This window comes from Pseudoalteromonas sp. QJM3NY_12 (assembly GCF_056173165.1).
On record NZ_CM149661.1, the window covers coordinates 446464 to 460112 of the forward strand.

At 40.7% G+C, this 13649-nt stretch carries 17 protein-coding genes; 8 read left to right on the forward strand and 9 right to left on the reverse strand.

Annotated elements, in window-relative coordinates; all coding sequences use genetic code 11:
• Positions 1-30 precede the first annotated feature (30 nt).
• Genes lptB through AC0VZ5_RS02115 form a run of 6 tightly spaced genes read right to left on the reverse strand, consistent with a single transcriptional unit; the run spans position 31 to position 4328 of the window.
• On the reverse strand, positions 31-756 hold the full coding sequence (lptB, locus tag AC0VZ5_RS02090; RefSeq protein WP_131690439.1) for an LPS export ABC transporter ATP-binding protein: 726 nt from the start codon (positions 754-756) through the stop codon (positions 31-33).
• Positions 753-1292 carry a lipopolysaccharide transport periplasmic protein LptA gene (gene lptA / locus AC0VZ5_RS02095; protein WP_178954826.1) on the reverse strand — a complete coding sequence of 180 codons (540 nt, stop codon included), beginning with the start codon at positions 1290-1292 and terminating at the stop codon, positions 753-755. Before lptA ends, lptB begins: the two co-directional genes overlap by 4 nt.
• Positions 1282-1836 (reverse strand): LPS export ABC transporter periplasmic protein LptC, encoded by a 555-nt coding sequence (gene lptC, locus AC0VZ5_RS02100; protein WP_138609037.1) that lies wholly within the window; start codon positions 1834-1836, stop codon positions 1282-1284. Before lptC ends, lptA begins: the two co-directional genes overlap by 11 nt.
• Positions 1833-2384 carry a 3-deoxy-manno-octulosonate-8-phosphatase KdsC gene (kdsC, locus tag AC0VZ5_RS02105; protein WP_008115528.1) on the reverse strand — a complete coding sequence of 184 codons (552 nt, stop codon included), beginning with the start codon at positions 2382-2384 and terminating at the stop codon, positions 1833-1835. The genes lptC and kdsC overlap by 4 nt, the downstream gene beginning before the upstream one ends.
• Positions 2385-3356, reverse strand: a complete 972-nt coding sequence (locus AC0VZ5_RS02110) for a KpsF/GutQ family sugar-phosphate isomerase (RefSeq protein ID WP_475474022.1) — start codon at positions 3354-3356, stop codon at positions 2385-2387.
• A 3-nt stretch (positions 3357-3359) separates the two neighbouring features.
• On the reverse strand, positions 3360-4328 hold the full coding sequence (locus AC0VZ5_RS02115) for a calcium/sodium antiporter (protein ID WP_138609033.1): 969 nt from the start codon (positions 4326-4328) through the stop codon (positions 3360-3362).
• 265 nt (positions 4329-4593) lie between these two features.
• Here AC0VZ5_RS02115 and AC0VZ5_RS02120 point away from each other — a divergent pair, with 265 nt between their 5' ends.
• Genes AC0VZ5_RS02120 through murA form a run of 7 tightly spaced genes read left to right on the forward strand, consistent with a single transcriptional unit; the run spans position 4594 to position 9260 of the window.
• Positions 4594-5409 (forward strand): ATP-binding cassette domain-containing protein, encoded by an 816-nt coding sequence (locus AC0VZ5_RS02120; RefSeq protein ID WP_138596635.1) that lies wholly within the window; start codon positions 4594-4596, stop codon positions 5407-5409.
• Entirely contained in the window at positions 5409-6188 is a 780-nt protein-coding gene (gene mlaE, locus AC0VZ5_RS02125; protein ID WP_054202367.1) for a lipid asymmetry maintenance ABC transporter permease subunit MlaE, read from the forward strand. Before AC0VZ5_RS02120 ends, mlaE begins: the two co-directional genes overlap by 1 nt.
• A 14-nt stretch (positions 6189-6202) precedes the next feature.
• Entirely contained in the window at positions 6203-6751 is a 549-nt protein-coding gene (gene mlaD, locus AC0VZ5_RS02130; protein ID WP_008115537.1) for an outer membrane lipid asymmetry maintenance protein MlaD, read from the forward strand.
• Between the two features lie 5 nt (positions 6752-6756).
• Positions 6757-7437 (forward strand): MlaC/ttg2D family ABC transporter substrate-binding protein, encoded by a 681-nt coding sequence (locus AC0VZ5_RS02135; RefSeq protein ID WP_475474025.1) that lies wholly within the window; start codon positions 6757-6759, stop codon positions 7435-7437.
• Complete coding sequence (locus AC0VZ5_RS02140; protein WP_198522494.1) at positions 7430-7723, forward strand: STAS domain-containing protein; 294 nt, start codon at positions 7430-7432, stop codon at positions 7721-7723. Before AC0VZ5_RS02135 ends, AC0VZ5_RS02140 begins: the two co-directional genes overlap by 8 nt.
• 5 nt (positions 7724-7728) lie before the next feature.
• Positions 7729-7986, forward strand: a complete 258-nt coding sequence (locus tag AC0VZ5_RS02145; protein WP_007378312.1) for a BolA family protein — start codon at positions 7729-7731, stop codon at positions 7984-7986.
• A gap of 14 nt (positions 7987-8000) precedes the next feature.
• Complete coding sequence (murA, locus tag AC0VZ5_RS02150; RefSeq protein WP_055013340.1) at positions 8001-9260, forward strand: UDP-N-acetylglucosamine 1-carboxyvinyltransferase; 1260 nt, start codon at positions 8001-8003, stop codon at positions 9258-9260.
• Between the two features lie 91 nt (positions 9261-9351).
• Here murA and AC0VZ5_RS02155 read toward each other — a convergent pair whose 3' ends face one another.
• From AC0VZ5_RS02155 to AC0VZ5_RS02165, 3 genes are all read right to left on the reverse strand, one after another.
• Entirely contained in the window at positions 9352-10434 is a 1083-nt protein-coding gene (locus tag AC0VZ5_RS02155; protein WP_198522495.1) for a trypsin-like peptidase domain-containing protein, read from the reverse strand.
• 87 nt (positions 10435-10521) lie between these two features.
• Positions 10522-11874, reverse strand: coding sequence for a Do family serine endopeptidase (locus AC0VZ5_RS02160; protein WP_138623644.1), 1353 nt, complete (start codon positions 11872-11874; stop codon positions 10522-10524).
• Positions 11875-11996: 122 nt separating this feature from the next.
• A complete protein-coding gene (locus AC0VZ5_RS02165) occupies positions 11997-12431 on the reverse strand; it encodes a Z-ring associated ZapG family protein (RefSeq protein WP_055013343.1) in 435 nt (144 codons plus the stop codon).
• A 121-nt stretch (positions 12432-12552) separates the two neighbouring features.
• Here AC0VZ5_RS02165 and zapE point away from each other — a divergent pair, with 121 nt between their 5' ends.
• Positions 12553-13641: a cell division protein ZapE gene (zapE, locus tag AC0VZ5_RS02170; RefSeq protein WP_054202362.1), complete on the forward strand. Its 1089-nt coding sequence runs from the start codon at positions 12553-12555 to the stop codon at positions 13639-13641.
• Positions 13642-13649: the final 8 nt, after the last annotated feature.

Sequence of the window (13649 nt, forward strand, 5' to 3'; positions counted from 1 at the left end):
TAGCAGATGCTTAGTGTAATAACACACATATTAGAGCTTGAACTGCTCGCCTAAATAAACATCGCGTACCGTTTTATCGTTTAATACATATTCTGGAGTGCCTGATGCAATTAACTCTCCATGAGAAACTATGTAGGCTTTTTCACAAACATCAAGAGTTTCGCGTACGTTGTGATCTGTGATCAATACGCCAATTCCTCGATTTTTAAGGTGTTCTATAATTTTTTTAATATCTAATACAGAGATAGGATCAACCCCTGCAAAGGGTTCGTCTAATAGTATAAATTTAGGATTTGCTGCTAATGCTCGCGCAATTTCAACACGGCGGCGCTCACCACCTGATAGGGCCATACCTTGGCTTTCACGAATATGTTGAATACTAAATTCATCAAGTAAATTATTTAAGGTATCTTCACGTTGCTGCTTATTAAGCTCTTTGCGTGTTTCTAAAATAGCCATTAAGTTTTGGTAGACCGTCAGCTTTCTAAAAATCGATGATTCTTGTGGTAAATATCCTATCCCTAGGCGAGCTCGGCTGTGCATTGGTAATAAAGTGATATCTTGATCATCGATTGATATTTTGCCTTTATCGCTCGGTACAAGGCCTACAATCATGTAAAAGGTCGTGGTTTTACCTGCGCCATTGGGGCCAAGTAAGCCGACAATGCTACCAGCTTCAACCTCTAGGCCAACGTTTTTCACCACTTCACGGCCTTTATAGCTTTTCGCTAATAGCTCTGCTTTTAATGTGCTCATGGTTGGCCTTTATCGTCTTCTTTTTTGTTTTCAACAGGTACTAAAATAGTGTGTACACGGTCTGTTGAGTTTTCGTCTTTTTCTGCGCTAATTAACTGCTGCTCTATATCGTAGGTGATACTTTTAGCAGTTATTTTTTGACCTGCTTGAGCAATACTGGCTTCGCCGATTAAGGTTAAAAAACGCTGCGAAACATCGTAACGCACTTCATTCGCACTGGCGCTCATAATGGTGCCATCAGCTTGTGTTTCTTCAAAATAAGCAGGGCTGCCTGTGGCAATTAAAAGTTGCTTATTCTCACCTAAGTCATCACGTTTATGTACTTCTAAACGGTCAGCGTTAATGCGGCGATTACCATGAATAATTTCAACATTTTTCTCAAAAATGCCCACGTTTTCTTTTAATTGACCTTCTTGTCTGTCAGCACTAATTGAAATTTGATTAGCAGCAGGAGCTTCAACGGTTTCCTCTGCATGGCTATGAAATGCAATCAGTAGTGAAGGAACAATTAAAATTTTAAATAGGTTATTGGTCATAATATAGGGTTCGCGTATGGTTAATAAGTTTAATCACTTCGGTTTTTAAATCGGCTTCAAGGCCTTTACCCATGATTTTTAAATTAGGTCCGGTAATAACGACAGGCTGCTCTGATTGCATAGTGAGTAGTTTTATATCTACATTGATGCTATCGGCTGTGATCGTATCGATCATGGCGTTATCAATTAAATTTAGCGCTTTCACATTGCCCTCTAATACGAGTTGACGATCGTCGTAGAGGGTGGCCTCATCAGCGTTAATACGCCATGTTTGCTGCTCGTTGTATAACGTAAATATAGGCTTTTCAAAAAAAGTAAAACCAAGTTGTTGGTATAATTCCATTTTTACCGCAGTTACTTTATGGCTTATTTTACCTTGATCATTATAAGCGGTTTGTTTTAGCTCAATCGCGGTATAATCAGGTTTAGCAATAGCTTGAGTTTGCTCATCCGCAACAATATCTACCTGAGAAAAATAAGGATACCAAAGCCAAACCATACAGCTTATGAATAAAATGCTCAGTATAATGCGAGCTACATTCATGAACTGGTTCCTTGGCTAGTAAGTGGCTTATTGTTTTCAAGCATCAATAAATCGGTTAATTCTCTTACTGCGCCAAAGCCGCCTGGCAATTGAGTGACATAATGCGATAAACGTTTAATCAGTGGGTGGGCGTCGTTTACGGCTACAGCAAACCCGACTTTCTCCATGACTGGCATATCAGGGCCATCGTCACCAATGTAAGCTATTTGCTCATCGCTTAGCGCTAATTTTTGTTTTAATTCTTGATAGGCTATGAGTTTATCTTCTTGGCCTTGGTATATATGTTGTACGGTTAAACTGCTCATACGTTGTTGAACTATTTGTGAGTGACGGCCTGTGATCACGGCAACTTCAAAACCACTATTAATAAGGGCTTTAATGCCAAACCCGTCTTTGGTATTAAATGCTTTGAGTTCTTCACCTTGGTTGCCAAGATAAATACGTCCATCAGAAAACACACCATCAATATCGCAAATTAATAATTTTATTTTTTTTGCGCGCGCTTTTGCATCATCACTTAACGGCTGATAAAGATCTTCAAACTGCATTTATAGCACTCCCGCTTTTAGTAAGTCTTGCATATTTAATGCGCCAATGGGGTGATTATGCTCATTAATCACAATTAAACCATTAATACGTTTTTGTTCCATAATGTTCAGTGCTTCAGCCGCGAGCATGTCTGGTGTGGCTGTTGTACATGACTTTGTCATCACAACATTAATTTCTGTGCTGTGTATATCAATACGTTGCTCTAAAATACGGCGTAAATCACCATCGGTAAACAACCCCGATAATTGCTGATTATCATCTATGATAGCGGTCATACCGAGCCCTTTGGCAGACATTTCAATTAGGGCGTCTTTAATGGTTTGCGTTTCATTAATAATAGGCGTGTGAATACCGCTGTGCATTACATCTTTTAAAGTTAAGAGCAAGCGTTTGCCTAAACTGCCCCCTGGATGTGACAGTGCAAAATCATCAGCGGTAAAACCACGGGCTTCTAATAAAGCTACCGCCATTGCATCTCCCATAGCGAGTGTTGCTGTGGTGCTTGCTGTTGGCGCTAAGCCTAATGAGCAGGCTTCTTGTTCAACTTTAATACACACATGCACATTTGCCAATGTTGCCATGGTTGACGTTTCGTTGCCTGTCATAGCAATCATTTTAGCGCCAATACGTTTTAATACCGGAATAATATTAAGTACTTCACTGGTTTCGCCAGAGTTAGAAATAAGCATAACTACATCACTGGCGGTGATCATGCCTAAATCGCCATGACTTGCTTCACCTGGGTGTACAAAAAATGCGGGGCTGCCAGTACTCGCTAAAGTGGCTGCTATTTTATTACCGATATGGCCCGACTTACCCATGCCAATAACAATAATACGGCCTGAGCAGTCGTACATTAATTGGCACGCTTGATCAAAGCTTTCATTAACGTATTGTGCGATATCGCTGAGTGCTTGACGTTCTATATCAAGGACGCGCAAGCCTTGTTGAATAAAATTTAGCGTTGCCATGGATCACCCTACTTGACTAAAAATATAACCTTGGTAAATCATAAATGCGACGATGAGTAAGCCACCTTCTACTCTATTGATACGTCTTTGACCTCTAAAGTTCAATGACATAGCAATGAGCGCCAAGGTTGCACCTATCATAATGATGACATCACGGTTAGCTACTGATGCGTCAATAACCGACGGGTTAATTAATCCTGCCAGTGGTAATACAGCGAGAATATTAAAAATATTTGAGCCAACAATGTTACCCAGTGCTAGGTCATCTTCATTTTTAAGAACACCTGCAATAGAGGCGGCAAGTTCAGGTAAACTAGTACCTATGGCTATTATTGTTAAACCAATTACTAAGTCACTTAAGCCAAAATATTTTGCAATATCAACGGCTGAGCCAACTAAAAAGTGTGAGCTAACAGGAAGTAAAATCATTCCGACGACTAACCAAAAAACGGCTTTTTTGGTTGGGACATTATCAGGTACTTCATCACAGGCTTCGCTAACAAAGGGGTCGTCTTGGTTTTTTGCTCGCAGTGATACAAAAATAAGTCCACCAATAAAAGTAATAAAGCCAAAAAGTAAGGCTGCGCCTTCAAAAAATGAAAAGTAGTTATCTGAAAAAATATACCAAGTGGCGATAGACACCAGTAATACCAGTGGAATTTCACGTCTTAATGTACTTGAAGAGACTGAAAGCGGTCTTAAAAGTGCTGTAATACCTAATACTAATAATATGTTAGTGATGTTTGAACCAACTGCATTACCTACGGCTGTATCGGTTTTATTTGCCAAAGCAGCTGAAGCGGATACCATCATTTCAGGGGCCGATGAGCCCATAGCTACCACGGTTAAACCTACAATTAATGTTGGTACGCCAAAGTTTTTAGCCAGTGCAGCCGCACCATAAACAAACCTGTCTGCACTCCATACGAGAGCCGCAAAACCGAGAATTAAAATGACAAACGAGGTAACCATTGTGATAAGCCAGCTAGTGTAAATTCAGATAGCGCGAATAGTAACAAAAGCCACCATAAAAGTATAAGTAAAAGAGTAAGCTGTAATACATTAGGCGGTTATTAAAATAATTATTTACTGTGTTGATTTGCTTGTTTAAGCATCGGTTAAGCCAATTTGTCGCAGTCTTATAGCTGTTTTTACGTGGCTATTACAAAATCTTACGAATTGTTTTTTCCATCTGGACCAAAAAACCCTTAAAATAGAAATATGAGAGAGTATTGTTATGGAGAGCGACTTGTCGCAATCAATAGTAGAAGTCAAGGATGTTACCTTTTCTAGAGGCGATAGGGTCATATACAAAAATATGAGCTTTGATGTCCCAGAAGGTAAAATTACTGCCATTATGGGGCCAAGCGGAATTGGCAAAACCACGATGCTGCGCTTAATTGGTGGCCAGCTCAAACCCGACTCCGGTGATATTTTATTTAAAAACGACAGCATAGTTGCCATGTCCCGTAAAGAGCTCTACGCGGCACGTAAACGTATGAGTATGTTATTTCAAAGCGGTGCATTATTTACCGATATGTCGGTGTTCGATAATATCGCATTTCCTATCCGCGAGCACACACAGCTCAGTGAAGATTTAATTCGTTTAGTGGTTTTAATGAAACTACAAGCAGTTGGCTTACGTGGTGCTAAAGATTTAATGCCTTCAGAGTTATCTGGTGGTATGGCACGTCGTGCAGCCTTGGCTCGCTCTATAGCGCTTGATCCTGAACTGATTATGTATGATGAGCCTTTTGCAGGACAAGATCCTATCTCAATGGGAGTGTTGGTTAAGCTTATTAAATCTTTAAATGAAGTACTTGGTTTATCTTCTTTAATTGTTACACACGATGTGACTGAAGTAATGAGCATTGCCGACCACGTTATTATTATTGCCGAGCAAGGTGTGATTGGAAGCGGCACGCCAGATGAAATGCGTAAGCACGAATCACCACTTGTGCAACAATTTTTGAAAGGGTTATCGGATGGGCCTGTACCATTTCATTATCCAGCACAAACCTATGCAGATGAACTGTTAGGAGAGCCGCAGTAATGTTGGATTTACTACAAAAAATAGGCCATAAAACACTGGGTCGTTTTGCTGCGCTTGGGCGTTCAACTCACATGCTAGCAAGTGCATTATGGCATTTACCCAATTTAAAAAAAGGTACGCCTTTACTGGTGCGCCAACTCTATATGGTTGGTTCACAATCGTTGTTGATTATTGTGGTGTCGGGCTTATTTATCGGTATGGTTTTAGCGCTGCAAGGTTATACCGTTTTAGTTGATTATGGTGCAGAAGACAGCCTAGGCCCGTTAGTAGCGCTTAGCTTGTTACGTGAGCTTGGACCGGTAGTTACTGCGTTATTATTTGCAGGCAGAGCAGGCAGTGCGTTAACCGCTGAAATCGGCTTAATGAAAGCCACAGAGCAGTTATCGTCGCTAGAGATGATGGCTATTGACCCGCTTAGGCGTATTATTGCGCCGCGATTTTGGGCTGGCTTAATTAGTATGCCGTTACTGGCATTAATTTTTTCAGCGGTCGCTATTATTGGTGCTCACTTAGTGGGTGTTGATTGGCTAGGCGTTGATACCGGAAGCTTTTGGTCAATAATGCAAGCCCAGGTGTCGTTTGAAAAAGATATACTAAACGGTTTAATTAAAAGTATCGTATTTGCGATTGTTGTGACTTGGATTGCGCTTTATAAAGGGTATGACTGTATTCCTACATCAGAAGGGATCAGCAAGGCAACAACAGAAACAGTGGTGCATTCATCACTGGCGGTATTAGGTTTTGACTTTATTTTGACAGCGGTAATGTTTACTAGCTAATAGGGTATTAAATAATGAATTCACGGAAATTAGAAATTTTAGTTGGTTTTTTTGTCGCGCTGGGTATCTTGGCATTTTCAATGCTAGCGCTTAAAGTGGCCAATTCAGGTATTAGCGGCTCAGGTGAAACCTACACATTAAACGCCAAGTTTGAAAATATAGGCTCATTAAAAACTCGCGCGCCTATTAAAGTAGGGGGAGTTGTTATTGGTCGTGTCGAGTCAATTTATGTACACCCGCAAGAGTTTTTACCTGTGGTGAACATGAGTATTGATGCGCAGTATTTATGTCGTTTTTCAGATACCAGCTCTATCTCAATTTTAACCTCGGGTATTTTAGGTGAGCAATATTTAGGTATTAACCCTGTGATCGCCTCGGATTCAGCTAAGCAACGTTGTTTAGGCGAAGATGTTGCAAACAGTGCACAAGACCAAGCTATTGATGATTTATTTGGGGTGCAAAGCAAAGCATTAGCAAGTGGCGATTCAATCACTGATACCAAATCGGCATTGGTACTTGAAGAATTAATTGGCCAGTTCTTATTCAACCAAGGTAGTGAGTAATTATTATGTTGAAAACATTTTTAGTAAGTATTGCGCTGGTAAGTTTAATGCTAGTACAAAGCGTGCAAGCAGCAGAAGTAAAATTAACTGATCCTAATAAAATGGTACGCCAAGTTGCTGACAATACCTTTGCACGAATTACCCAAGATCAACCATTAATAGTAAAAGATAAAGAACATTTACGTGTTATTGTTGAAGAAGAGTTAATGCCGTACATCGACTACAAATATGCGGCACTGAGAGTGTTAGGTAGCGAAGTGTCTAAGGTACGCGCAATTACCGACAAGGCAGAAAAAGCAAAAGCAATTGAAGATATTCAGCGTTTTATTGGTGCGTTTAGAGAGTACTTAGTTGCCACCTATGCAGGTGTATTTACCCAATACACTAATCAACAAGTTGAATTTGCTGCCGAGCAACCGTTTAAAGGTAAAGACGTGGTGGTGGTAAAAACCAAAATTGTTGAAGCAGGTAAACCTGATATAAAAATTGATTTTAAAGTACGTGAAGACCGAAGCGGTGAGTGGCGCGCTTACGACATGATTGCTGAAGGTATTAGTTTACTTGATGCAAAACAAAGTGAACTTCAGGGGATTTTACGTCAACAAGGTATTGACCATGTTAGCGGCCTATTAGAGCAAAAAAGTAAGCTACCGGTTCAGTTTAGAGGCAGCGATACAAATGAGTAAATTGGCAATCAGCCAAGTTGATGAGCAGCATTTACGAGTTACTGGTGAATTGACTCATAACTCAATTGGCAGTGAACGGCTTCTGAACACTAAGCGACAAACTAAGCATAAAACCCTTTATTTTGACCTAACTGAGGTCACAAGGGTTGACACAGCCGGCTTAGCTTGGTTAATTCACTCTTTTACAGAATTTAAGCAGCAAGGTATTCGCCTTGAATTGCAAAACCCACCTGAACAACTGCAAAATCTTATGCAGTTGGGTCAGGTTACAACCCTATTTGAGTGAGAGTTATGGAAACGAGTCAAGTCGAAACATTATTACGCGACGAACTTCAGTTAGCTGAAGTACATGTAAAAGCCAATGGCAGTCATTATGAAGTAATTGCAGTTGGTGAATGCTTTGACGGATTAAGTCGTGTTAAAAAGCAACAGTTAGTGTATGGCCCATTAATGAATACTATTTCAGATGGCACCATTCATGCTGTTTCTATCCGCGCTTTTACTCCGACTGAGTGGAAACGTGAGCAAAAATTCATTTTACCGCAATAAATAAGGCCCCTTAGATGGATCAATTTGTAATTCAAGGTGGCACTTCGCTGGCTGGTGAAGTAACTATTTCTGGCGCTAAAAATGCGGCACTGCCTATTTTATTTGCAGCCTTATTGCCCGAGGGCAAGAGTACCTTTACTAATGTACCGCGGCTTCGCGATATTATAACTACTGAAGCCTTATTAAAAACCTTAGGCGCTGATGTTCAGTGGCAAGGTGATTCACTTATTATTGATGGTGCCACGGTAAATAGTACGTTAGCGCCTTATGAATTAGTAAAGCAAATGCGCGCATCAGTGCTCGCACTTGGGCCTTTAGTGGCTCGTTTTGGTGAGGCTCAAGTATCTTTGCCTGGTGGCTGTGCTATTGGTGCACGCCCAGTTGATATTCATATTCAAGGTTTAGAGCGCATGGGCGCGCAAATAACTGTGGAAAATGGTTATATTAATGCCAAAGTAGATGGGCGCTTAAAAGGCGCTGAAATTTTCATGGAAATGATCAGTGTCGGTGCTACCGAAAACTTACTCATGGCGGCAACGCTTGCAGATGGCAAAACTGTTTTAGAAAATGCAGCGCGCGAGCCCGAAATTATCGATTTAGCTAATTGCTTAATTGCAATGGGCGCTAAAATTACTGGTGCAGGTTCTAGCCGTATTGAGATTGAAGGGGTTGAGCGCCTATCAGGTTGTGAGCACCGCATATTACCGGATCGTATTGAAACCGGTACCTTCTTAGTTGCCGCCGCGATGGCCGGTGGCGAAGTACTGTGTAAAATGACCGACTTTCATTCACTTGAGCCGGTAATTGAAAAACTGCGTGCAACCAACGCGTTACTAGAAGTGCATGAGGATAGTATTTATCTTGATATGCGAGGCCGAGAGCTTAAAGCGGTTAATATTAAAACTATGCCGCACCCAGGTTTCCCAACCGACATGCAAGCTCAATTTACCGCTTTAAATGTAGTGGCTAACGGCAGTGCGACCATTACCGAGACTATTTTTGAAAATCGTTTTATGCATGTGCCTGAGTTACAGCGTATGGGCGCTAATATTCGCCTTGAAGGCAATACGGCTTTTTGTGGTGAAACACAAAGCTTATCGGGTGCGCAGGTTATGGCAACCGATTTACGAGCATCAGCGAGCCTTATTTTAACGGGAATTGTGGCCCAAGGTGAAACGGTTGTTGATCGTATTTATCATGTAGATAGAGGTTATCAGCGTATTGAAGATAAACTCAGTGCGTTAGGTGCTAACATTAAGCGCAAAAGCAATTAGTTAAATTAATACAATTATTATTCTAACGCATAAAAAACGCGATGATATATCGCGTTTTTTTATGTCTAATGCCAAAATATAAACAAGCGCTTTATAGCTTGGTTTCGAGCTCGGCCACTTTCACCATTATTTTTTGTATTTTACCGTTACGGTATAGCTCAAACTCAATTTCTTTACCTGGCTCGGTACTGCCTATCTTTTTTAATACATTTTGTGGATTAGCCACTGAAAGCCCTGCAATTTTAATCACAATGTCTTGCTCTTCTATACCCGCCTGCCATGCAGGACCTAGAGGGTCGAGATTGGTAATACGCATGCCTGCGACAGGCGTTAAGCTATCATTGACCTCTTTGCCTGTACTATCTACTGCAGTGCCTTCAAAGCCCAAATAACCACGAACAACGCGACCATGGCGAATAAGTTTACCCATAACTTCTTTAGCAAGGGTGTAAGGTACGGCAAAAAATATTCCCTGAATGTTTAAGTTCTCACGGGTTTTAAATTGGGCTGAGGTGATCCCTACTAAATCGCCATTAGAATTTACCAGCGCTCCTCCCGAATTGCCCACATTAATAGCGGCATCCATTTGCAATAAGTTATTGTAAGGACTGTCGGTAATTTTTTGCTTACCAGTAGCGCTAATGATCCCCTGAGTAATTGTTTGCCCTAAATTTAATGGATTCCCGATTGCTAACACCAAATCGCCTACATTCGTGGTGTAGTTGTCATTAACAGGAATAACAGGGAGGTGGTTGGCATTGATTTTTAATAATGCTAAATCGGTAATGGTATCAAAGCCAATAAGTTGTACATCGAAAAAACGTCTACCATCGGTAAGAATGACCAGTATTTGATCGGCATTATTGATCACATGATAATTAGTCAATATATAGCCATCGGGTGACATGATCACGCCAGATCCGAGCTCTTGCACAGTATTTTGGCGCTTGTAGCGTGGCTCTTTAGAAATACTCTCTGAAAAAATAGTGACAACCGATGGTGCCGCGCGTTTAACCGCATCAGAAAAGCTCAAATGGCTGGCGGTCATTGCGCTTGGCAGGGGAACATTAGGTAGTAATGCAGTGCGCATGTTAGGGCTGAAAAAAACCACTAAAAAAGCAATGCCTAAACCGGCAAACAAAGGAGGAAGTACAAATTTTAGAAGTTTTAGCACGGTATTCTTATTGTTAGTGAGCAATCCCTTTATGATGGCACAAAAAAAATAACAGCGGCAAGTGCCGCTGTTACTTTTATTGTATTATTACTGAATTAATACAAAGATAGACTCGCGTCCGCGTTTAACACCTAACACAATATTACCTTGAATATCGTCGATAATTTGGTTCATGTCGCGAATGCTTTCTACCCGTTGACGGTTTACTTGCACAATAACATCGCCTTCTTCGAGGCCAACCCGTGCTGATGGTGAACGAGGATCGACAGAAGTTACTTCAATACCTTTCATTTTGTTTTTCTTCACATTTTCAAGTGTTGCACCTTGGAATGCTGGGTGTAACTCTTCACCTGCAGCAGTAATCCCTGATGCGCCATCTAGGGTAACTTCAACGTTTTTAACTTTACCGTCACGGTAAATTCCTAGCTGTACTTCACGGCCTTCACCTAAGGTGGCAATTTTGCTTCGTAGTTCATGGAAGCCACTAATTTCACTGCCATTAATGCTAATAATCACATCGCCTGCTTTAATACCGGCTTTGCTGGCAGCTGTGTCATCGAGTACCTGCATAACGTAAGCACCTTGTTTAACATCAAGCTGCTGTGCTTTGGCGAGGCCTGCATCAAGAGGGCGGCCTGAAATACCTAGCGAGCCACGGCGTACTTCACCATGCTCTACAATTTGATCAACAAGGTTTTTCATCATGTTTGATGGAATAGCAAAACCAATCCCCACATTACCACCCGATGCACCTAAAATAGCGGTATTAATACCAATTAACTCACCGTTTAAATTAACTAAAGCGCCACCTGAGTTGCCTTGGTTAATCGCGGCATCGGTTTGAATGAAATCTTCGTAACCTTCAATATTTAAACCACTACGACCTAATGCGCTAACAATACCTGAGGTAACAGTGTGGCTTAAACCAAACGGGTTACCAATAGCTACAGCAAAATCACCGACACGTAAGTCATCTGAGTTAGCAAGTTTTACAGAGGTTAATTCATCTGCGTCTATTTGTAGTAGCGCAATATCAGACTCTTTATCGCTGCCAATTTTTGTTGCATCATATTCGCGGCCATCTTCGAGGGTAACCACCATTTTTTCGGCATCTTGAACTACATGGTTGTTAGTTACCACATAGCCTTTGTCGGCATCAATAATAACTCCGGAGCCTAAACCACTAAACTGTCGCTTTTGGCTACGTGGCTGCGGGTTGCCAAAAAAGAAATCGAGTGGGTCACCACGTCGACGCACTTCTTTAGAGCCTGAAACCTGAATACTCACTACACCTGGCGTGATTTGCTCAAGCATAGGGGCAAGTGTTGGTAATTGTTGACCATTAACGGCAACCGGCAACTTAGCAAACGAGGCGGTTGGACTTAATAATAAGCTAGTAGATAAAATAGCAGCACTGATAAGTGATAATTTCATTTTCATAGTCAGGGTTTACTCCACTTAAAAAGCAAAAGGCTGCAATAAGCAGCCTCAAAAAAGTATATCAGTAAGATAAAACAACAAAGCTGTTATATCTAAAGACTATGGGGTCAAAAAAAAGTTCATCAAGATGCTTTAGAAGTATTCTCATCACCTGCAAATAAACCTGACTTACCCGACACATAATCAGCTGGTTGAGCATCGGCGTTTGAGCGATCTGAACTACGTTCTTTTAATGACGCTTGTAACTGTTCGGTGGTTTCTTTAGAGAAAAACGGTTCAGCAGGGGCTTTATTTCTGTCTTCAAGTAACAGTTGATTAGTTTCTTCAACGTGACTTAATAACTGATCGTAGTTTTCTTTCATTTTGTTTACTAACTTACCAGTATTCGCTAAATGGTCGGCAACATCTTGGCGATACTGCTCAAGCGAATGCTTAGCTTGCTCTGCTTGTTGCTCTAATTCATCTTGTTTAAACTGTTTTTTAGTGACAAAGGCACCAACGAAAAATGCAGCAATAGCAACTACTATCACTAACCCTACCCATGTAAATGTACCCATAAATTCACCTCTATGCGAAAATAACTAAAAAATTAAAATGCTACTAAGTCTAATATACCCTGAGTATTGATGCGTGTTAATATGCTTTACAAATTAAACTGTGTTTTAACTGTAAATAGATATGACTCCTTGGCAAACATACCAGCAAGACCTTCAACGCGATGACTTTGTACATGACGCAGCACAAGAAAATGCAGTTCGTCATTTACAGCGTTTATACGACGATTTAACACAAGCAAAACCGCAATCTAAAGGTTTTTTTGCAAAGCTTTTTAATAAAGCAGAGCCAGCCCCTATTAAAGGTTTATACTTTTGGGGTGGCGTAGGCCGTGGTAAAACTTATCTTGTTGATACTTTTTACGAAGCTTTACCGGGTGATAGAAAAATGCGAGTGCATTTTCACCGCTTTATGCACCGAGTACACGATGAACTTAAAAAGTTAAATAACACTGCCAACCCTTTAGAAACAGTAGCAGATATTTTTAAAGCAGAGACAGACATTATCTGTTTTGATGAATTTTTTGTTCAAGACATTACCGATGCCATGTTGCTCGGTGGTTTAATGGAAGCGCTATTTGCTCGCGGTATTGTACTGGTTGCCACGTCAAATATTATACCTGATGACTTATACCGCAATGGTTTACAGCGTGCCCGTTTTTTACCGGCTATTGCCTTAGTAAATAAGCATACTGAAATAGTTAATGTAGATTCAGGCGTTGATTACCGACTGCGTACTCTTGAACAAGCTGAAATTTTTCATAGCCCGCTTGATGAACAAGCTGATAAAAACCTATTCGAATATTTTGACAAGCTCTCGCCAGAAGTCGGTAAACTAGATACCCCAATAGAAATAGAAGGGCGGATGATCAACACTCGCAAAGTATCTGACTGCATCGTTATGTTTGAATTTAGCGAACTGTGTGAAACCGCGCGTAGCCAAGTCGATTACATGGAAATAAGCCGATTATATAACACGGTGATTTTATCTAATGTAAAACAGCTAGGGCAAAATAATGATGACGCAGCAAGGCGCTTTATTGCGTTGGTAGATGAATTTTATGAGCGTAATGTAACGTTAATTATCTCTGCAGAAAAACCGATTACCGAGCTCTATACACAAGGCAATTTAAACTTTGAATTTAAACGCTGTATTAGTCGCTTACAAGAAATGCAGTCGTTAGAGTATTTAGCCCGAGAGCATTTAGCTTAAAATACGAA